The organism is Pseudomonas sp. PME37.24/006 (assembly GCF_055556635.1).
The window spans coordinates 964,362-981,880 of the sequence record NZ_JBVHNL010000001.1 but is presented as its reverse complement, the minus strand read 5'-3'; the positions used below and the strand labels follow the sequence as shown (position 1 = coordinate 981,880).

The window sequence follows — 17,519 nt, the reverse complement described above, 5'->3', positions numbered from 1 at the left end:
TGGGGGACGCATGAAATGATCAACGCCAAACTGCTGCAACTGGTAGTCGAGGCCTCGAATGACGGCATCGTGGTCGCGGAGCAGGAGGGAGAGGACAACATCCTCATCTACGCCAACCCGGCATTCCAAGCACTTACCGGCTACAGCAACGAGGACATCCTCTACCAGGACTGCCGCTTCCTCCAAGCCGGTGACCGTGACCAGCCAGCTCTGGGCCTGATACGCGAGGCCGTGCGAACCCAGCAACCTTGTCGCCAGGTGATTCGTAATTATCGCAAGGACGGCAGTGTTTTCTGGAACGAGCTGTCCATCACCCCTGTATTCAACGAGGGCGATCAACTGACCTACTTCATCGGCATCCAGAAGAACGTCAGTGAACACGTACACAACCAAGAGCGGGTGAAGAAGCTGGAAGCACAGGTACAAGCCTTGCAAGCCGAGTTAGCTGAATTGAAACCACGCACCTAACGGTAACGAAACAGCCGGTCAGTTGTCACAAGTGGATGTTTCCAGCTTGCGCAGAATGCCGTCATGCAAGAGTCATCACTCTTAACCCCTCTCGAAATGGAATTCATACAGCAACTCACGGAAAACAGCCCTGCTCTGGTCGAGTCAGATCCGGGCCTGCAGGTCGATGCTATGCGGCAAACCGCCGAGCTGCTCGCCAGTTGCGCCGCCAAGGAGCAACTGACTATCGAGGCCCACATCGACAATCAACGCCTGTCGTTCACACCTCATCTGGTCACCGATGAACAGAACACAGCCCACCTGGAGCTGGGGGTGCCGCAGATCTTCGAGGAGGGCTCCTTCGACCGCGCATGGCGCTTGCCGCTCGATCCGCCCCGTCCCTTGCTGGCGCGCAATGGGCTAGCGGGCAGCTTGCTGATTCATGAGCTTTCACTGAGCGGGCTGCTGGTCGAACAAACGGCAAGATCCTCACCGCCGGATCGCTTCAGTCTCGGCCTGGACGTTGACGAACAGGCACCGATTACGCTGCAAGGTAGCTTGGTGCGAGTGACTGGCGATGGCCTGCTGGGGTATGAATTAACGCTGGACGAAGACAACGGTGAGCGTCTGCAAAACTACCTGTACCAGCAGTATCGCAATCTGTATCCCCAGACCAATACGCTCTGAACTATCGCCTCAGGTATCGAGGCGACCGGCCAGAAATTGCCGTAACCGCAAGCGCATCATGCGGCCTTCGCTGCCCAGGCAAGCGATGGGCGAGCCATGGAAACTTTCCTCGAGCAGATCAGCACTCTCGCCCACCAATGCGACCGGGCATTCGAGGGTGAGCGCCAGGCGTTCCAAGACTTGCGGGGTATCGGCCGCAGGCGCCTGATTGGAAAACACCACCACCGTCAACGGCTGCATCCTGCTGCACACCTGCGGCAGCTCTTCGAGCGACTGGCCAATGCCGAGCACGTGCACGGCTGCATCGGCCGGACTCAATAGTAGGCCGGTCACCAACAGCTCCAACTCGCGGCAACGGCCAGGCAGCGCGACCAGCAATAGACGTCGGCCAGGCTGGTTGCGCAGGTTATGCAGCCGCTGCAAAACGCGACCGCGCAGGAATGTGTCGAAGAATAGCCATTCGCTACCGTACCCAGGCCGCCCATAACGCACCAATAGCTGCTGCCAGAGCGGCATGATGATGTCCTGGAAGGCTACCGAGAGTGGGTAGCTGGAAAACACTTGCCCATACACACGATCCAGCTCGGTTTCGTCGTAGGCGTGCACGGCCTCCAGCAAGCGCCCTTGCCACTGAGCCCACTCACCCGATGTGGCCGACTCGTAGGTGGGTGCACTGCTGGCTTCATTACCACCATGGCGAGCGAGAATCCGAGCGACCTTGCTGACCGGTACACCGCGCTCGATCCAGGCCAAAACGCTGCGCACCATCTCGACATCCACGGGCGAGTACAAGCGGTGACCACTGTCGGTACGCACTGGCTGGATCAGCCCATAGCGCCGTTCCCAGGCACGAAGCGTCACAGGATTCACCCCCGTCAGCCGCGCCACTTCGCGGATTGGGAACAGTTCCTCTTCCTTGAGGGCGCTGGAGTTGAAAGGCAAAGAGCCAACCAGGTCGGACATAGAAAAAACCGCCATAGGGTCAGAATTTCAGCAGTCTACTCCAGCTCTGAGTGCCTTTCATTTTAGTTATACAAAGCCTGTACAGAGAAAACGGGCACCGTTCTGGCACTTAATCGACCATTCAGGCTGCCCGAAACGGGGCATCGTTGGATCGACAGCCATTTTCCTCAAGCACCCAGATTCTGCGCTAAAGCCTCGAAACCCTTGTAAATTGGGGCGCTAAGCCGCCTTTTGGCAGTTGTGAATAACATTGCTGGATAATTTGCATAAAACAGGAATAATCCTTGCTGCGTTCAAGACGCGACTCACCACCCCGAGCCGCGCCATCCGCCTGACCCTACCCTGGCCAGGTGCTCTGCAGGAGATACACGATGTCTACCGAACCGGTCACCCTCATGGTGGCGCGCCGTGTTGCCAACGGGCGCTATCAGGATTTCATCGCCTGGCTACGCGAAGGCGAGCAACTGGCTACCGACTTCCCCGGCTATCTGGGCTCTGGCGTCCTGGCTCCACCGCCAGGTGACGACGAATTCCAGATGGTATTTCGCTTTACCGACGAGCAGACCATGGCAGCCTGGGAGCATTCCGCCTCGCGTCGTGCCTGGCTGAGCCGAGGCAAAGGGCTCTTCGCCCAGCCCCATGAACAGCGCGCCCTGGGTATAGACGCCTGGTTCGGCAGCGGCCTGCGACAACCTCCACGCTGGAAACAGACCATCGCCATCTGGCTGGCCTTCTTCCCGGTTTCCCTTGGCTTCAACCTGTTGTTCGGCAGCCTGCTGGCGGACGTTCCACTAGTGACCCGCGTGCTGCTCAGCACCCTGGCGCTGACGCCGCTGATGACCTACCTGTTCATCCCTCTGGTCACCCGCCTGCTCGCCCCCTGGCTGCAAGGTAGCCGCCCTGCCGGCCTGCTGCGCCGCGTGAGCGCTCCCACCGGCCGCTGAGCCGGGAGCGCCATGGCCCAGCAGGCCATGGCGCTTCGCTTTCCCACACTGTACGAAGGGTTGTACAGCTTCTGTGGCTACTATAACGTTGCATGGCCAAGGCTACCGACTTTCATGGCGGCGCCTTTCCCGTTCATTGCCGGCAAATTCCCATGAGCGTCAGCAACGCCCCGATCCTGATCACCGGCGCCAGCAAGCGTGTCGGCCTCTATTGCGCCGAACGCCTGCTCGATGACGGCCATTCATTGATCGTCACCTACCGCAGTGACAGGCCTGAACTGGAAAAACTGCGTGAACACGGCGTGCTGACCCTGCACGCCGACTTCACCAGCGAGGCGAGCATTCTCGCCTTCATCGAACGCCTGCAGAGCCATACCGAGGCGTTGCGCGCGATCGTGCACAACGCCTCGGCCTGGTTCGCGGAAGCGCCCGGCGAAGAAGCCGCGGCCTTTCAGCAACTGTTCACTGTGCATATGCTGGCACCCTACCTGATCAACCTGCACTGCGCCGCGCTGCTCCAGCGCAGCGAACAGGCGGACATCATCCACATCAGCGATGACGTGGTGCGTAAGGGTAGCGGCAACCGGCCAGCGTACTGCGCCAGCAAGGCGGGCCTGGACAGCCTGACGCTGTCCTTCGCCGCGCGCTTCGCGCCTGACATCAAGGTCAATGGCATCGCCCCGGCGCTGCTGATGTTCAACCCGCAAGACGACGCCGAATACCGAACCAAGGCCCTGAACAAATCGGCGCTAGGCTTCGAGCCTGGCCCCAATGTGATCTACCAGAGCCTGCGCTATCTGTTGGACACCCCCTACATCACCGGCACCACCCTGACCGTGAACGGCGGCCGCCACCTCAAGTGAGGCGCCGCGAGGACAATGAAGATGAACCCATTACTGCCCAATCATTACCGCGAAATTCTCCTTGGCATCGGCGAGAACCCCGAGCGCGAAGGTTTGCTGGACACCCCAAAACGCGCCGCAAAGGCCATGCAGTACCTCTGCAACGGCTATGAGAAGAGCCTGGAAGAAGTCGTCAACGGCGCGCTGTTCAGCTCTGACAGCGACGAGATGGTGATCGTCAAGGACATCGAGCTCTACTCGCTGTGCGAACACCACCTACTGCCGTTCATCGGCAAGGCCCACGTCGCCTACATTCCGACTGGCAAGGTATTGGGGCTGTCGAAGATCGCCCGTATCGTCGACATGTACGCGCGCCGCCTGCAGATCCAGGAAAACCTCACCCGGCAGATCGCCAGCGCCATCGAAGAAGTCACTCAGGCCGCCGGCGTGGCCGTGGTCATCGAGGCCCAGCACATGTGCATGATGATGCGCGGCGTGGAGAAACAGAACTCGGTAATGAGCACCTCGGTAATGCTTGGCGCCTTCCGCGAGTCCTACAATACGCGCCATGAATTCCTGCAACTGATCGGACGGAGCAAGTAAGCATGCCCAGACTGGAACCCGGCATGGCGCGCATCCGCGTCAAAGATCTGCGCCTGCGCACCTTCATCGGCATCAAGGAAGAAGAGATCAACAACAAGCAGGACGTGCTAATCAACCTGACTATTCTCTACCCGGCCGTCGATGCGGTTCGTGACAACGACATCGATCACGCCCTCAATTACCGCACCATCACCAAGGCGATTATTCGTCACGTCGAAGGCAACAGCTTCGCCCTGCTGGAGCGCCTGACCCAGGAAATCCTCGACTTGGTGATGGCCCACGAGGCGGTGCGCTACGCTGAAGTGGAAGTCGACAAGCCCCATGCCCTGCGTTTCGCCGAGTCGGTGTCGATTACCCTCGCAGGTCATCGCTGATCCACTGGAATCCGCAGGCAGTTCGGTTGCCGACCTGCCCGCCGGCTTTTATCATCGCCGCCATTCCCTCCTTGTGAGTGCCTCGCCATGAATGATCAACAACGCCTCGAACTGGAAGCCGCCGCCTATCGCCGGCTGGTGCAGCACCTGCGCGAACGGCCGGACGTACAGAACATCGACCTGATGAACCTAGCCGGCTTCTGCCGCAACTGCCTGTCCAAGTGGTACAAGGCCGCGGCTGACGATCTCGATATCGCGATCACCCCGGATCAGGCCCGCGAAGAGGTGTATGGCATGCCCTACGCCGAGTGGAAGGCCAAGTACCAGACCGAAGCCAGCGCCGAGCAGCAGGCTGCCTTCAACGCCAAGCCCCCAAAAGGAACAGCATGAGCCACCTGAACGACTTCCGCGCCCGCCTGAGCGGCGAGCACTTCGCCTTTGCCGAGACCCTGGCCTTCATCGCTGAGCACTATGACTATCAGCCCAGCGCCTTCCGCAACGGTGAGGTCAGCAATGCCACCGGGCAGAACGAAGGCTCATGCAAGACCCTGAGCCTGGCCCAGCTCGAAGGCCTCACCGATCAGGAAGCCCTGCAGTGCTTCGGCGAACACTACCGCAGCGTGCTGGCCACTCCCGAAGGCAGTGACCACGCCAATATTCGCGCCCTTATGAACAGCGGCCTGGCAGGCATCAGTTTCGAACAGCAGTCGCTGACCCGCAAAGCCTGAGCCCTCTCGCACCCACGGCTGGGCGCTCGCCCGGCCAGCTCCGCCGCCCTGCCTAGCCGGTCGGCGGCACTCCTGACAATCATCACGCCCACACTAAAACCGCCCTGCAGCGAGATCGCCAAGGGAGCCGGTTGATGCGTCGTGGGTGATGCTTACGGAGAAATCGCACACCGGAACCCTGGCGAATGCAGGGCCCGGCGTGGACTGAAGACGCTAGCCGTTACAGCAGCTTGCGATCCTTGCCAGCAGCGATGCGCAGGCGCAGGGCATTGAGCTTGATGAAACCCGCCGCGTCGGCCTGGTTGTAGGCGCCGCCGTCTTCTTCGAAGGTGGCAATGTTGGCATCGAACAGCGAGTCGTCGGACTGACGGCCGGTGACGATGACGTTGCCCTTGTACAGTTTCAGGCGAACCACACCATTCACGTTGGCCTGGGAAGCGTCGATCATCTGTTGCAGCATCAGACGCTCCGGGCTCCACCAGAAACCGTTGTAGATCAGGCTGGCGTACTTCGGCATCAGCTCGTCTTTCAGGTGAGCGACTTCGCGATCCAGGGTGATCGACTCGATGGCGCGGTGGGCACGCAGCATGATGGTGCCGCCCGGGGTCTCGTAGCAGCCACGGGACTTCATGCCGACGTAGCGGTTCTCGACGATGTCCAGACGACCGATGCCGTTCTCGCCGCCGATGCGGTTCAGCTCGGCCAGCACGGTGGCAGGGCTCAGTTCTTTGCCGTCGATGGCAACGATGTCGCCGGCCTTGTAGGTCAGCTCGATATAGGTCGGGCTGTCCGGAGCCGCTTCAGGCGACTTGGTCCAGCGCCACATATCTTCTTCGTGCTCGGTCCAGGTGTCTTCCAGCACGCCGCCTTCGTAGGAGATGTGCAGCAGGTTGGCATCCATGGAGTACGGCGACTTCTTCTTGCCGTGACGCTCGATCGGGATCGCATGCTTCTCGGCATAATCCATCAGCTTCTCGCGGGAAAGCAGATCCCACTCGCGCCAAGGAGCGATCACTTTCACACCGGGCTTGAGCGCGTAGGCGCCCAGTTCGAAGCGAACCTGGTCGTTACCCTTGCCGGTAGCACCATGGGAGATGGCGTCAGCGCCGGTCTCGTTGGCGATCTCGATCAAACGCTTGGCGATCAGCGGGCGCGCGATGGAAGTACCCAGCAGGTACTCGCCTTCGTAAACGGTGTTGGCGCGGAACATCGGGAAGACGAAGTCGCGAACGAACTCTTCGCGCAGGTCATCGATGTAGATTTCCTTGACGCCCATTGCCTTGGCCTTGGCGCGGGCCGGCTCGACCTCTTCGCCCTGACCGAGATCAGCGGTGAAGGTCACCACTTCACAGTTATAGGTATCTTGCAGCCACTTGAGGATCACCGAGGTGTCCAGGCCACCGGAATAGGCCAGAACTACCTTTTTGACGTCCGCCATGCCATCCACTCCACGGGTTGTTCGGAAAGCCCGTGATTCTACTGCCCATGGCCCGCGATTTACAGGGGTGCGACAGGCCATGGCATTGAAGCGACAGGATCAGGAGGTGGCGGCTGGCGTCGAAGGCACCGGTGGGGCGGCCTGTTCGGCAGGCTGCGCGGGGGCTTCAGGCACCTTATCAAGGCTTATGGACACCCTGCGGTTCCTTTCCCGGTTGGCGGCCGTAGTGTTGGGCGCCAGCGGGTAACGCTCGCCGTGAAAGCGCATGACGATGCGCTCTTCGGGGATGCCCTGAGCCTTGAAGTACTCCATCACCGCCAGCGCACGGCGGCGCGACAGGTCGCGGTTGGTCAGGCGGTTGCCGCTGTTGTCGGAGTGACCGTCCAGCTCAATGCGATTGACCGTCGGGTCGGCCTTCATGAAATCGAGGATGATTTCCAGCTTGGCCTTGGCCATAGGGTCGAGCTCTGCCCCGCCGCCCGGGAAGCCGACGGTGGACTTGCGCACCTGATCGAAGTTGACCGGTAACAGCTTGGCCGTGCAGTTCAGGTAATCGTCGTAGGCCTTGCGAAAGCGTACCGGCAGCATCCGCACCTCGAGATCACCACCCACCTGGCTGCGATGGCGCACCAGCGGGCTGCGCCCTTCCAGCAAGCCAGTCAGCAAACGCCCAGCCTGCTCCTGGCTGCTGTTGAACGGCACTTCGCCGCTGCCGACGCTAACCACACCGAGGTTGATGTCGCCACGCCCCGGCTGCCATGGCGCCGCTGCTGCGAGTAGCGTTGCCGAGCCGCTGCCCAGCCAGCGCTCCCGGGGCTGCAGACGGAAGGTCGCCTGTTCGCCCGCGCGGCGCACGAACTGGCCCGAACCGAAATCAGTGATCGGTTGCGTCAGCCGGCATTCGAACTGGTCGCCGGCCACCTGCCATTCGACCTTTTCCAGACGAGTCTGGAAGCTGATCGCGGCCACAGGCAGACTCAAGCCTGCGCCGGCGAGCAATCCGACGATGAGGAAAAGAGGCTGGCGCACAGCGAGCTCCACAAGAAAACATAACGTTCCCTGTGGGTATCGGTGGCGGCGGAGAAAACTTGAGCCGTGCGATGGCCTATCTGCGGCGTGCCCCCGCCGGGCTTTTCCGGTAGGATTCCGGGCATGTTTCGCCCCCGCCTGGAAGCCTCAATGACCGACCGCATCACCCTGCTGCGTCCCGACGACTGGCACATTCATCTGCGCGACGGAGCGGTACTGCCGCACACCGTCGCCGATGTCGCCCGTACCTTCGCCCGCGCGATCATCATGCCCAACCTGGTGCCGCCGGTGCGCAACGCCGCCGAGGCTGCCGGCTATCGTCAGCGCATTCTCGATGCGCGGCCGGCCGGCAGCCAGTTCCAGCCGTTGATGGTGCTGTATCTCACTGATCGCACCACGGGTGACGACATCCGTGCAGCCAAGGCCAGCGGCATCGTCTACGCGGCGAAGATGTACCCGGCCGGGGCGACCACCAACTCCGACTCGGGCGTTACCAGCCTGGACAACATCACCGACGCCCTGGAAGCCCTGGCGGAAACCGGCATGCCGCTGCTGGTGCACGGTGAAGTCACCCGCGCCGAGGTCGATGTTTTCGACCGCGAGAAGGCTTTTATCGACGAGCATATGCGCCGTCTGGTCGAGCGCTTCCCGACGCTGAAAGTGGTGTTCGAACACATCACCACCGGTGATGCGGCCCAGTTCGTCAAGGAGGCGCCGGCCAACGTCGGTGCCACCATCACCCCGCAGCATCTGCTGTACAACCGTAACCACATGCTGGTCGGCGGCATTCGTCCGCACTTCTATTGCCTGCCGATCCTCAAGCGCAACACGCACCAGGAAGCGCTGCTCGATGCAGCCACCAGCGGCAGTCCGAAGTTCTTCCTGGGCACCGACTCCGCGCCCCACGCGAAGCACGCCAAGGAAAACGCCTGCGGCTGTGCCGGCTGCTACACCGCTTATGCGGCCATCGAGCTGTATGCCGAGGCCTTCGAGCAGCGTGGCGCACTGGACAAACTGGAAGCATTCGCCAGCCATTTTGGCCCGGACTTCTACGCTCTACCGCGCAACACCGACACCATCACCCTGGTGCGTGAGTCGTGGAACGCACCGGCCAGCCTGCCGTTCGGCGAGCAGACGGTAATCCCCTTGCGCGCGGGCGAATCGCTGCGCTGGCGTCTGCTGGAGGCTGGTCAATGAGCGAAGAATTGTACGAAGACGATCAGGAGCAACCGAGCAGCAGCGGCCCGCGTCACCCCATGGCTGCGCGTTTTCGTGGTTACCTGCCGGTAGTGGTGGATGTTGAAACCGGTGGTTTCAATAGTGCTACCGACGCCCTGCTGGAAATCGCTGCGACCACCATTGGCATGGATGAAGGCGGCTTCCTGTATCCCGATCACACGCATTTCTTCCGGGTCGAGCCGTTCGAGGGCGCCAATATCGAGCAGGCGGCGCTGGATTTCACCGGCATCAAGCTAGACCACCCGCTGCGCATGGCGGTAAGCGAAGAGCATGCGCTGACCGAGATCTTCCGCGGTCTGCGCAAATCCCTGAAGGCCAATGGCTGCAAGCGCGCCATTCTGGTCGGCCACAACAGCAGCTTCGACCTGGGCTTCCTCAATGCCGCGGTCGCTCGCTGTGACCTCAAGCGCAATCCCTTCCACCCCTTCTCCAGCTTCGACACCGCCAGCCTCGCCGGCCTCGCCTACGGGCAGACCGTGCTGGCCAAGGCGTGCCAGGCCGCCGGCATCGAGTTCGACGGCCGTGAAGCCCACTCCGCCCGCTATGACACCGAGAAGACCGCCGAGCTGTTCTGCGGCATCGTCAATCGCTGGAAAGAAATGGGCGGCTGGGAAGACTTCGACGAGTGAGTGCCATGAAAAAATATCAGATCTTCATTGATGGGCAGGCCGGCACCACGGGCCTGCAGATTCGCCAGCGGCTGGCCAACCACCCGCAGATCGACGTGGTCACCATCGACCACGACAAACGTCGTGACGTAGAGGCCAAGCTCGAGTTGATGCGTTCGGTCGATGTGACCGTGCTGTGCCTGCCCGACGATGCGGCTAAAGAAACTGCGGCTCAAGCTCGTGAAGTCGGCTGCCGGGTGCTCGACGCCAGCTCTGCACACCGCACCGCCAATGACTGGGTTTTCGGCATGGCCGAATTGGCCAAGGGCCAACGCGAAGCCATCGCCAAGGCCGCCGCCGTAAGCAACCCGGGCTGCTACGCCACAGGCGCCATCCTGCTGCTGCGCCCGCTCATCGAGGCGGGCCTGCTGGGCTCGGATCGCGAGCTGTGCATCAACGCCGTATCCGGCTACACCGGTGGCGGCACCAAGATGGTCGAACGCTATGAGCAGGAAGGTGCGCCGGTCTACGCGGCCTACGGCCTGGGCTTCGATCACAAGCACATTCCGGAGATCCAGCACTGGAGCGGCCTGAACGCACGCCCGATCTTCCAGCCAGCGGTCGGCAGCTACGACCAGGGCATGCTGGTGATGATCCCGCTGCAAGGCAACAACGGCGTCGAGCTGCAAAAAGCCCTGAGCGATTACTACCAGGGTGAGCAGTTCGTGCAGGTTCTGCCCTACAACGAGATCCCTGCCGACTCGGCGCCGTTCATCACCCCCCACGGCCTGAACGGCAGCAATCGCGCCGAGCTGCAGGTGTACGGTGCGAGCAGCGGCAAACAGGCCCTGCTGGTAGCCAAGCTCGATAACCTGGGTAAAGGCGCATCAGGTGCCGCGGTGCAGAACCTCAACATCATGCTGGGCCTTGAAGAAGGATTGTGCACGCAGATCGATTGAGCCCTGCCCTAACCAGAAAAAACCGGCTTATAAGCCGGTTTTTTTGATCGTTGTTTAGCGGGCCAGGGGCCAGGAAAGCGAATAGCGAGCAACCACTCATCGAAAGTTACACGACTGTGCCAATCAATAGTCGGTTTATCTTTGACACGCATTCTCATTAACATTAGTATCCTTCGCCATCAGTCTCAGCCAAACGACGGGCCAAGCCTATGTACGTCTGCCTCTGCGAAGGTGTCACCGACGGTCAGATCCGCGAAGCAATCTACGAAGGTTGCTGCAGCTACCGTGAAGTCCGTGAAACGTTGGGCGTTGCCAGTCAGTGCGGCAAATGTGCCTGCCTCGCCAAGCAGGTTGTGCGCGAAACATTGGGCGAAGTACAACAAAGCCAGGTAGCCATGGCTTACCCAGGAAATTTTATTGCCGCCTGAATTAAGCGCTTTCCAAGAACCGGATCTAGCATCCGGTTTTTTTATGCCCAAAATTCAATGAGTTAGCGCCAAGACGCACAACTTAAACACTCTCATTTATATTTATTTTCACTTATATTTCAATAACTTACGTTTGACAGCAGTATTTAGCAAGCCCAGAATTCGCCATCGGTTATCTATTTCCAGGCAGGACGGGCTCTCCCATGAAAGGCGACAAGACAGTTATCCAGCATTTGAACAAGATCCTCGGCAACGAGTTGGTCGCGATCAACCAGTACTTTCTGCACGCCCGCATGTATGAAGACTGGGGCCTGACCAAGCTGGGCAAGCACGAGTACCACGAGTCCATCGACGAGATGAAACACGCGGACAAGCTCATCAAACGCATCCTGTTCCTGGAAGGTCTGCCAAATCTGCAAGACCTGGGCAAGATCCTGATTGGCGAGAACACCCAGGAAATGCTCGAATGCGACCTGAAGATCGAGCACAAGGCGCACATCGATCTGAAAGCAGCCATCGCCTACTGCGAAAGTGTTGGCGACTACGCCAGCCGTGAACTGCTCGAAGACATCCTCGAATCCGAGGAAGAGCATATCGACTGGCTCGAAACCCAACTCAGCCTTATCAAGGCCGTTGGTCTGCAGAACTACCTGCAGTCGCAGATGGAAGAGTAACTGGGAGCAGCTGCGCGTCGGCCCTGCTGCGTTGAAAACAAGCTCGAAATGCTCATGTACATAAGTACACTCCGCTTTCTCGCTTGTTTTCGCCTTGCATGGCTCTAGCTCGCAAGCTCCCAATCCGCCGCGCCTTTTGCGGATTTAGTTGCGAGAATAAAAAACGGGAGCCTAGGCTCCCGTTTTTTCATCACTGATGCTTACTTCTCGACGAAGGCGCGCTCGATCAGATAATCACCTGGCTCACGCATACGCGCGGAGATCTTCAGACCGAAGCTGTCGAGTACTTCGCTGGTCTCGTCAAGCATGCTCGGGCTGCCACAGATCATCGCGCGGTCGTCCTGCGGGTTGATCGGCGGCAGGCCGATGTCCGCGAACAGTTTGCCGCTGCGCATCAAGTCAGTCAGACGACCCTGATTCTCGAACGCCTCGCGGGTCACCGTCGGGTAATAGATCAGTTTTTCCTTCAGCGCATCACCGAAGAATTCGTTCTGCGGCAGGTGATCGGTGATGAACTCACGGTAAGCCACTTCGTTAACGTAGCGCACACCGTGAACCAGAATCACTTTCTCGAAACGCTCGTAGGTTTCCGGATCCTGAATCACGCTCATGAAGGGCGCCAGGCCGGTACCGGTGCTGAGCAGATACAGATGCTTGCCCGGGTTGAGGTCATCAAGAACCAGGGTGCCGGTGGGCTTTTTGCTGATGATGACTTCGTCACCTTCCTTGAGGTGCTGCAATTGCGAGGTCAGCGGGCCGTCTGGCACCTTGATGCTGAAGAACTCCAGATGCTCTTCCCAGTTCGGGCTGGCAATGGAGTAGGCGCGCATGAGCGGGCGGCCGCTTTCTTGCTGCAGACCAATCATCACGAACTGGCCATTCTCGAAGCGCAGGCCCGGATCGCGGGTACACTTGAAGCTGAACAGCGTGTCATTCCAGTGGTGAACACTGAGAACGCGTTCGTGGTTCATGTTGCTCATGTACGGGCTCCTAAAAACTTCAGACGCGCTGATTCTTAAGCGCAATTGCGCGGCATTCTAATCCCGCCCACAATATCTGTTAAATGAATTATCAAGATATAGGTTATCGGTTATATAGATATGCGATTTACTCTTCGTCAACTTCAAGTGTTTGTCGCCGTCGCCCAGCAGGAGAGCGTATCCAGAGCCGCTACCCTCCTCGCCCTATCCCAATCGGCCGCCAGTACATCGATCACCGAGCTGGAGCGGCAATCAAGCTGCCAGTTATTCGACCGTGCCGGCAAGCGCCTGAGCCTAAACGCCCTTGGGCGCCAGCTCCTACCACAGGCAGTCGCATTACTGGATCAATCCAAAGAGATCGAGGATCTGCTCAACGGCAAATCAGGCTTTGGCTCCCTGGCCGTGGGCGCAACCCTGACCATCGGCAATTACCTGGCCACTCTGCTGATCGGTGGTTTCATGAAGGTGCACCCCGAAAGCCAGGTGAAACTCCACGTACAGAACACGGCCAATATCGTACAGCAGGTGGCGCATTACGAAATTGACCTGGGTCTAATCGAAGGCGACTGCAATCACCCGGACATTGAGGTGCAGAGCTGGGTGGAAGATGAGCTGGTGGTCTTCTGTGCTCCTCAGCATCCTCTCGCGCAGCGAGGTCAAGCCAGTATCAGAGAACTGAGCAGCGAGGCCTGGATTCTTCGCGAACAGGGTTCCGGCACTCGCCTGACATTTGACCAAGCCATGCGTCACCACTCCGACGCCCTAAACATTCGCCTGGAGTTGGAACACACCGAAGCGATCAAGCGCGCCGTGGAATCAGGCCTGGGCATCAGCTGTATTTCGCGCCTGGCGCTGCGTGATGCATTCCGCCGCGGCAGCCTGGTAGCCGTGGAAACACCGGATCTGGATCTGCGCCGGCAGTTCTATTTCATCTGGCATCGGCAGAAGTACCAGACAGCTGCCATGCGCGAGTTTCTCGACATGTGCCGGGCGCTGACGGCAGGTATCCGCCGCAGCGACGAAATCGTGCTGCCAGAAGTGCGTTAGCCGAGCAGGATAATGCCCCACACGCTAGCGATCAGCGTCAGCGAGACCATTTGGGCGGCGCTGCCCATGTCCTTGGCAGTTTTGGACAAGGGGTGCAGGTCGAGGGAAATACGGTCGATGGCTGCCTCAACAGCAGAGTTGAGCAATTCGACGATCAGCGCCAACAGGCAGACGGCAACCATCAAGGCGCGCTCGCCACGACTGACGTCGAGCAGCAGCGCCATAGGGATCAGCACAACGTTGAGCAAGACCAACTGGCGGAACGCCGCTTCGCCGACGAATGCGGCCCGCAGGCCATCCAGCGAATAACCAGCAGCATTGAGGACGCGCTTGAACCCGGTTTGTCCTTTGAATGGCGACATAGACAGCGAACCGCGACAGGAAAGGCCGGCAGGGTACGCCAGGAGCCGAAAAAAATCCCGCACATTCGGATGCCAAAGGCCACCATCAGGCGGCCGGCACAGACTCCAGCTGCTGCAGCAGCAGTGCCGCCTGGGTGCGCGTGCGCACGCCGAGCTTACGGAAAATAGCGGTGACGTGGGCTTTCACAGTAGCCTCGGAAACGCTCAGTTCATACGCGATCTGCTTGTTCAGCAGGCCCTCGCAGACCATGGTCAACACGCGGAACTGCTGCGGTGTCAGGCTGGCCAGGCCGGCACTGGCGGCCTTTACCTCGGCAGACAGACTAATGGCTTCCTCGCTCTGCTGCGGCCACCAAACCTCACCGTCGAGCACCTGGCGCACAGCCTGCTGGATCACTTCCAGCGGGCTGGACTTGGGGATAAAACCACTGGCACCGAACTCACGAGCGCGCACTACGACGGCGGCCTCTTCCTGGGCAGAAATCATCACCACGGGAATCTGCGGGTATTGCCCACGCAGCAGCACCAGACCGGAAAATCCATAGGCTCCGGGCATATTGAGATCGAGCAGCACAAGATCCCAATCGGTTTTCTCGGTTAGTCGAGTTTCCAGCTCGGCGATACTGGCCACTTCAACCAGTCGCACGCCAGCCCCGAGGCCCATTGTCAGGGCCTGCTGCAGCGCGCTGCGAAACAGTGGGTGATCATCAGCTATCAGGATTTCGTAAGCGACCATGGCAGATCCTGTTCTTTTTATCGGCAGAACGTACGGCGGACTCCATGCCCAACGGCGGCGTACGACATCCGCCAGAATGCCCAGCGCGGACAAGGTGGTCAAGCGCGGCGCTTTACGGCAAAGTCTGCGCCCTTCTTGCCAGGAGCCCGGTGATGGCCAACCAAGCGCTACGCGCCGACCTGCTAATGTTGCTGACTGCCATGATCTGGGGCTCGTCATTTGTCGCCCAGCGCCTGGGGATGGATGCCATAGGTCCATTTCTCTACAGCGGACTACGCTTTGCCCTGGCCATCATCGTGCTGTTGCCGCTCATCATGCTGCTACGCCGACGCAACACAAAACCTGCCTCGCCGTTGAGCCGCCCGCTACTGCTCGGCGGCTGCCTGATGGGTGCTGTGCTGGCGCTGGGCATCAACCTGCAACAGGTCGGCCTGCTGTTCACCAGCGTCACCAACTCGGGCTTCATTACCGGCTTGTATGTGATCGTGGTGCCATTGCTTGGCCTGCTACTAGGCCACAAGACCGGAATGGGCATCTGGCTGGGCGCCTCACTGGCGGTAGTCGGCATGTTCCTATTGAGCGTTGGTGAAGGCTTCCAGGTCGCCTCCGGTGACTGGCTGCAGCTGGCTGGCGCCTTCGTCTGGGGTGTACATGTGCTGCTCGTGGGGGTCTTCGCTGCACGTCACGATGCGCTGCTACTGGCCTTGGTGCAATTCGTTACCTGTGCACTCATCAGCCTGGCGCTGGCCTTGGTCTTCGAGAACCTGCCGAGTGCGAACATCGCCCAGGCACTGCCAGCGATTCTCTATGGCGGCATATTCGGCGTAGCGGTGGGATTTACCTTGCAGGTGGTCGCTCAAAAACACGCCATTGCCTCCCACGCTGCGATCATCCTCTCCCTGGAAGCGGTATTCGCAGCCATCGCCGGCGCCCTGTTGCTGGGTGAATCCTTGTCAGCACGCGGCTATTTCGGCTGCGCACTGATGTTCGGCGGCATGCTACTCGCGCAGCTGTGGCGAAAACCCGCGGTTGTTATAGATAGGCCTTGAGGCGCTGGTGCAGCTCACTTTCCAGGTTCACGGCACGAGGCGCATTGGAAGCCAGGTAATGCTCACTGAACACGTCGAAGTAAGCATTTAATGCACCGGCGGCGCGATGATCGCCGGCCAGCTCCAGGCACAGCGCTGCGACTTCGGCGGTGCACAGGTGATCATCGCGCGTGGAACGTCGCAGCCGATAACGTGACAGTGCCTCAGGCTGCAAACCAAGCACGGGCAACTGATCCAGATACGGGCTCTTGCGGAACATCTTACGGGCCTGCGTCCAGGTCGCATCAAGCAACACGAACAGCGGCCGCTTGCCCGCACTTACCTTCACGGAAGTTACCACACGCTCAGCCTCGGCATACTCACCGGGAAATACCAGGTAAGGCTGCCACTGGGACTCCGCAAGCAGCGCAGGCAGCAGCGGATCGACCTCGGTACGCGACCAGCCGAAGGCCGAGGTATCCGCGACCACATCGGCGATCAGCCAACCGGTGTTGCTTGGCTTCAACGCCTCGACGTCATGCATCAACAGACACACCCCGGCATTCGCCGATACCTGCGGGCGCCAGGCACACAGGCAATGAGTACGTGCCAGCCGGCAGTCCGGGCAGCGCTCGGCTCGCGACCCTCTAGCCAGGAACGGTTTGACGCTACGCGCCAGGCGTGCGGCGCGCAGTACGGCAACAGCGTGGCTCATGAGCGTGCACCCGGACGGGCAAAGAAAATCGGATCGAAGACAGAAAAGGACATGGCCGTCTGGAGTCGCGTAACGAAGGGCGCGTAGTCTATCAATTGCGTTGTTAAAAATGCCCCATTGCCCCTGCTAATCTCCAAGCAACAGCCGGGCTTGGTAACATCCATCCCTTGCCCGTCGATACGCTTTCTTAAAGCGAACATAAAGAGACGAGCCGGGTCTATTACCGCTTACCGTCTTCAGGAGTCAGTCATGCAGCGTTTCGCCCTTTCCGCCCTACTCGTCAGCCTTCTCGTTCCGACGGCGCATGCTGCTTCGCTAAAAGGCTATGAGCTGACGCAAACGCTGGAAAAAGTGGCCCGTGAAAGCAGCGTCGGCACACCACGCGCCATCAACGAGGACATTCTCGACAGGGGCTACACGGTCGAAGGCAACGAGTTGATCAATCACCTGAGCGTGCGCCCCGGACATGCCTCGCAGATGCGTGGCAACCCCGATACCGTGCGTGCGCAGTTAGCCAATAGCGTGTGTAGCAACCCGGGCTTCCGCAAGCTGCTGGCCAGCGGTGCGGTACTGCGCTACGAGTTCAGTGAGATCCAGAGCAATCGCCCCGTCACAACTGAACGGTTCGGCAAGGCCGATTGCCGGCTGTAAGCCAAGCGCACAACGAGACGGCTTGAAACCCTCCGGC

Annotated in this window: 23 protein-coding genes; 16 read left to right on the top strand and 7 right to left on the bottom strand. The window is 60.0% G+C overall.

The window, feature by feature from the left end:
* Nucleotides 1-15 precede the first annotated feature (15 nt).
* Together ACZ3GY_RS04520 and ACZ3GY_RS04515 are read left to right on the top strand one after the other, a co-directional pair.
* Nucleotides 16-468: a PAS domain-containing protein gene (locus tag ACZ3GY_RS04520; RefSeq protein WP_465909080.1), complete on the top strand. Its 453-nt coding sequence runs from the start codon at nucleotides 16-18 to the stop codon at nucleotides 466-468.
* A 171-nt stretch (nucleotides 469-639) separates the two neighbouring features.
* Nucleotides 640-1,134: a PilZ domain-containing protein gene (locus ACZ3GY_RS04515; RefSeq protein WP_465909078.1), complete on the top strand. Its 495-nt coding sequence runs from the start codon at nucleotides 640-642 to the stop codon at nucleotides 1,132-1,134.
* A 9-nt stretch (nucleotides 1,135-1,143) separates the two neighbouring features.
* Here the strand turns inward: ACZ3GY_RS04515 and ACZ3GY_RS04510 are convergent, their stop codons facing one another.
* Entirely contained in the window at nucleotides 1,144-2,097 is a 954-nt protein-coding gene (locus ACZ3GY_RS04510) for a MerR family transcriptional regulator (protein ID WP_465909077.1), read from the bottom strand.
* A 371-nt stretch (nucleotides 2,098-2,468) separates the two neighbouring features.
* Between ACZ3GY_RS04510 and ACZ3GY_RS04505 the strand changes: the two genes are divergently transcribed.
* The 6 genes from ACZ3GY_RS04505 to ACZ3GY_RS04480 all read left to right on the top strand — a co-directional run bounded on the left by ACZ3GY_RS04505 (nucleotide 2,469) and on the right by ACZ3GY_RS04480 (nucleotide 5,588).
* Complete coding sequence (locus ACZ3GY_RS04505) at nucleotides 2,469-3,041, top strand: antibiotic biosynthesis monooxygenase (RefSeq protein WP_463564097.1); 573 nt, start codon at nucleotides 2,469-2,471, stop codon at nucleotides 3,039-3,041.
* 152 nt (nucleotides 3,042-3,193) lie between these two features.
* Nucleotides 3,194-3,904, top strand: a complete 711-nt coding sequence (gene folM, locus ACZ3GY_RS04500; protein WP_465909076.1) for a dihydromonapterin reductase — start codon at nucleotides 3,194-3,196, stop codon at nucleotides 3,902-3,904.
* A gap of 21 nt (nucleotides 3,905-3,925) precedes the next feature.
* The gene (gene folE, locus ACZ3GY_RS04495; RefSeq protein ID WP_463564095.1) at nucleotides 3,926-4,486 is read left to right on the top strand and encodes a GTP cyclohydrolase I FolE; all 561 of its coding nucleotides are present in this window, start codon (nucleotides 3,926-3,928) and stop codon (nucleotides 4,484-4,486) included.
* A 2-nt stretch (nucleotides 4,487-4,488) separates the two neighbouring features.
* Nucleotides 4,489-4,860, top strand: a complete 372-nt coding sequence (folX, locus tag ACZ3GY_RS04490; protein WP_463564094.1) for a dihydroneopterin triphosphate 2'-epimerase — start codon at nucleotides 4,489-4,491, stop codon at nucleotides 4,858-4,860.
* An 87-nt stretch (nucleotides 4,861-4,947) separates the two neighbouring features.
* Nucleotides 4,948-5,250, top strand: a complete 303-nt coding sequence (locus ACZ3GY_RS04485; protein ID WP_225839413.1) for a DUF1244 domain-containing protein — start codon at nucleotides 4,948-4,950, stop codon at nucleotides 5,248-5,250.
* Nucleotides 5,247-5,588, top strand: a complete 342-nt coding sequence (locus ACZ3GY_RS04480; RefSeq protein WP_465909075.1) for a HopJ type III effector protein — start codon at nucleotides 5,247-5,249, stop codon at nucleotides 5,586-5,588. The genes ACZ3GY_RS04485 and ACZ3GY_RS04480 overlap by 4 nt, the downstream gene beginning before the upstream one ends.
* 220 nt (nucleotides 5,589-5,808) lie before the next feature.
* On the opposite strand, the gene ACZ3GY_RS04475 is transcribed toward ACZ3GY_RS04480, so the two are convergent.
* Entirely contained in the window at nucleotides 5,809-7,026 is a 1,218-nt protein-coding gene (locus tag ACZ3GY_RS04475; protein ID WP_465909074.1) for an argininosuccinate synthase, read from the bottom strand.
* A 99-nt stretch (nucleotides 7,027-7,125) separates the two neighbouring features.
* The gene (locus ACZ3GY_RS04470) at nucleotides 7,126-8,055 is read right to left on the bottom strand and encodes a flagellar protein MotY (protein WP_463564092.1); all 930 of its coding nucleotides are present in this window, start codon (nucleotides 8,053-8,055) and stop codon (nucleotides 7,126-7,128) included.
* A gap of 150 nt (nucleotides 8,056-8,205) precedes the next feature.
* Here ACZ3GY_RS04470 and pyrC point away from each other — a divergent pair, with 150 nt between their 5' ends.
* From pyrC to bfr, 5 genes are all read left to right on the top strand, one after another.
* Complete coding sequence (gene pyrC / locus ACZ3GY_RS04465) at nucleotides 8,206-9,252, top strand: dihydroorotase (protein WP_465909233.1); 1,047 nt, start codon at nucleotides 8,206-8,208, stop codon at nucleotides 9,250-9,252.
* The gene (rnt, locus tag ACZ3GY_RS04460; RefSeq protein WP_465909073.1) at nucleotides 9,249-9,923 is read left to right on the top strand and encodes a ribonuclease T; all 675 of its coding nucleotides are present in this window, start codon (nucleotides 9,249-9,251) and stop codon (nucleotides 9,921-9,923) included. Before pyrC ends, rnt begins: the two co-directional genes overlap by 4 nt.
* Before the next feature lie 5 nt (nucleotides 9,924-9,928).
* A complete protein-coding gene (argC, locus tag ACZ3GY_RS04455; protein ID WP_465909072.1) occupies nucleotides 9,929-10,861 on the top strand; it encodes an N-acetyl-gamma-glutamyl-phosphate reductase in 933 nt (310 codons plus the stop codon).
* 209 nt (nucleotides 10,862-11,070) lie between these two features.
* Nucleotides 11,071-11,289, top strand: a complete 219-nt coding sequence (locus ACZ3GY_RS04450; protein WP_463564089.1) for a bacterioferritin-associated ferredoxin — start codon at nucleotides 11,071-11,073, stop codon at nucleotides 11,287-11,289.
* A 203-nt stretch (nucleotides 11,290-11,492) separates the two neighbouring features.
* Nucleotides 11,493-11,963, top strand: a complete 471-nt coding sequence (gene bfr / locus ACZ3GY_RS04445; protein ID WP_225839401.1) for a bacterioferritin — start codon at nucleotides 11,493-11,495, stop codon at nucleotides 11,961-11,963.
* Nucleotides 11,964-12,163: 200 nt separating this feature from the next.
* Here bfr and fpr read toward each other — a convergent pair whose 3' ends face one another.
* Entirely contained in the window at nucleotides 12,164-12,943 is a 780-nt protein-coding gene (gene fpr, locus ACZ3GY_RS04440; protein ID WP_463564088.1) for a ferredoxin-NADP reductase, read from the bottom strand.
* A 120-nt stretch (nucleotides 12,944-13,063) separates the two neighbouring features.
* Between fpr and ACZ3GY_RS04435 the strand changes: the two genes are divergently transcribed.
* Nucleotides 13,064-13,990: a LysR family transcriptional regulator gene (locus tag ACZ3GY_RS04435; RefSeq protein WP_465909070.1), complete on the top strand. Its 927-nt coding sequence runs from the start codon at nucleotides 13,064-13,066 to the stop codon at nucleotides 13,988-13,990.
* On the opposite strand, the gene ACZ3GY_RS04430 is transcribed toward ACZ3GY_RS04435, so the two are convergent.
* Complete coding sequence (locus tag ACZ3GY_RS04430) at nucleotides 13,987-14,358, bottom strand: diacylglycerol kinase (protein ID WP_465909232.1); 372 nt, start codon at nucleotides 14,356-14,358, stop codon at nucleotides 13,987-13,989. The two genes, ACZ3GY_RS04435 and ACZ3GY_RS04430, sit on opposite strands and share 4 nt — an antisense overlap.
* A 79-nt stretch (nucleotides 14,359-14,437) precedes the next feature.
* Nucleotides 14,438-15,088: a response regulator transcription factor ErdR gene (erdR, locus tag ACZ3GY_RS04425; RefSeq protein ID WP_465909069.1), complete on the bottom strand. Its 651-nt coding sequence runs from the start codon at nucleotides 15,086-15,088 to the stop codon at nucleotides 14,438-14,440.
* 152 nt (nucleotides 15,089-15,240) lie between these two features.
* Here erdR and ACZ3GY_RS04420 point away from each other — a divergent pair, with 152 nt between their 5' ends.
* Complete coding sequence (locus tag ACZ3GY_RS04420; protein ID WP_225839395.1) at nucleotides 15,241-16,137, top strand: DMT family transporter; 897 nt, start codon at nucleotides 15,241-15,243, stop codon at nucleotides 16,135-16,137.
* Here the strand turns inward: ACZ3GY_RS04420 and ACZ3GY_RS04415 are convergent.
* Nucleotides 16,121-16,831: a tRNA-uridine aminocarboxypropyltransferase gene (locus ACZ3GY_RS04415; protein ID WP_465909068.1), complete on the bottom strand. Its 711-nt coding sequence runs from the start codon at nucleotides 16,829-16,831 to the stop codon at nucleotides 16,121-16,123. The two genes, ACZ3GY_RS04420 and ACZ3GY_RS04415, sit on opposite strands and share 17 nt — an antisense overlap.
* Nucleotides 16,832-17,080: 249 nt before the next feature.
* Here ACZ3GY_RS04415 and ACZ3GY_RS04410 point away from each other — a divergent pair, with 249 nt between their 5' ends.
* On the top strand, nucleotides 17,081-17,482 hold the full coding sequence (locus ACZ3GY_RS04410; RefSeq protein WP_225839392.1) for a quorum-sensing-regulated virulence factor family protein: 402 nt from the start codon (nucleotides 17,081-17,083) through the stop codon (nucleotides 17,480-17,482).
* The last annotated feature ends 37 nt before the right edge of the window (nucleotides 17,483-17,519 follow it).

Bases quoted from the DNA above. Each gene is read 5' to 3' on its own strand.
- rnt (WP_465909073.1), top strand. From the start codon at position 9,249: ATGAGCGAAGAATTGTACGAAGACGATCAGGAGCAACCGAGCAGCAGC.
- folE (WP_463564095.1), top strand. From the start codon at position 3,926: ATGAACCCATTACTGCCCAATCATTACCGCGAAATTCTCCTTGGCATC.
- erdR (WP_465909069.1), bottom strand. From the start codon at position 15,088: ATGGTCGCTTACGAAATCCTGATAGCTGATGATCACCCACTGTTTCGC.
- folM (WP_465909076.1), top strand. From the start codon at position 3,194: ATGAGCGTCAGCAACGCCCCGATCCTGATCACCGGCGCCAGCAAGCGT.
- ACZ3GY_RS04520 (WP_465909080.1), top strand. From the start codon at position 16: ATGATCAACGCCAAACTGCTGCAACTGGTAGTCGAGGCCTCGAATGAC.
- ACZ3GY_RS04415 (WP_465909068.1), bottom strand. From the start codon at position 16,831: ATGAGCCACGCTGTTGCCGTACTGCGCGCCGCACGCCTGGCGCGTAGC.
- argC (WP_465909072.1), top strand. From the start codon at position 9,929: ATGAAAAAATATCAGATCTTCATTGATGGGCAGGCCGGCACCACGGGC.
- ACZ3GY_RS04505 (WP_463564097.1), top strand. From the start codon at position 2,469: ATGTCTACCGAACCGGTCACCCTCATGGTGGCGCGCCGTGTTGCCAAC.
- ACZ3GY_RS04420 (WP_225839395.1), top strand. From the start codon at position 15,241: ATGGCCAACCAAGCGCTACGCGCCGACCTGCTAATGTTGCTGACTGCC.
- bfr (WP_225839401.1), top strand. From the start codon at position 11,493: ATGAAAGGCGACAAGACAGTTATCCAGCATTTGAACAAGATCCTCGGC.
- ACZ3GY_RS04475 (WP_465909074.1), bottom strand. From the start codon at position 7,026: ATGGCGGACGTCAAAAAGGTAGTTCTGGCCTATTCCGGTGGCCTGGAC.
- ACZ3GY_RS04435 (WP_465909070.1), top strand. From the start codon at position 13,064: ATGCGATTTACTCTTCGTCAACTTCAAGTGTTTGTCGCCGTCGCCCAG.
- fpr (WP_463564088.1), bottom strand. From the start codon at position 12,943: ATGAGCAACATGAACCACGAACGCGTTCTCAGTGTTCACCACTGGAAT.
- ACZ3GY_RS04450 (WP_463564089.1), top strand. From the start codon at position 11,071: ATGTACGTCTGCCTCTGCGAAGGTGTCACCGACGGTCAGATCCGCGAA.
- ACZ3GY_RS04410 (WP_225839392.1), top strand. From the start codon at position 17,081: ATGCAGCGTTTCGCCCTTTCCGCCCTACTCGTCAGCCTTCTCGTTCCG.
- ACZ3GY_RS04515 (WP_465909078.1), top strand. From the start codon at position 640: ATGCGGCAAACCGCCGAGCTGCTCGCCAGTTGCGCCGCCAAGGAGCAA.
- folX (WP_463564094.1), top strand. From the start codon at position 4,489: ATGCCCAGACTGGAACCCGGCATGGCGCGCATCCGCGTCAAAGATCTG.
- ACZ3GY_RS04480 (WP_465909075.1), top strand. From the start codon at position 5,247: ATGAGCCACCTGAACGACTTCCGCGCCCGCCTGAGCGGCGAGCACTTC.
- ACZ3GY_RS04485 (WP_225839413.1), top strand. From the start codon at position 4,948: ATGAATGATCAACAACGCCTCGAACTGGAAGCCGCCGCCTATCGCCGG.
- ACZ3GY_RS04510 (WP_465909077.1), bottom strand. From the start codon at position 2,097: ATGTCCGACCTGGTTGGCTCTTTGCCTTTCAACTCCAGCGCCCTCAAG.
- pyrC (WP_465909233.1), top strand. From the start codon at position 8,206: ATGACCGACCGCATCACCCTGCTGCGTCCCGACGACTGGCACATTCAT.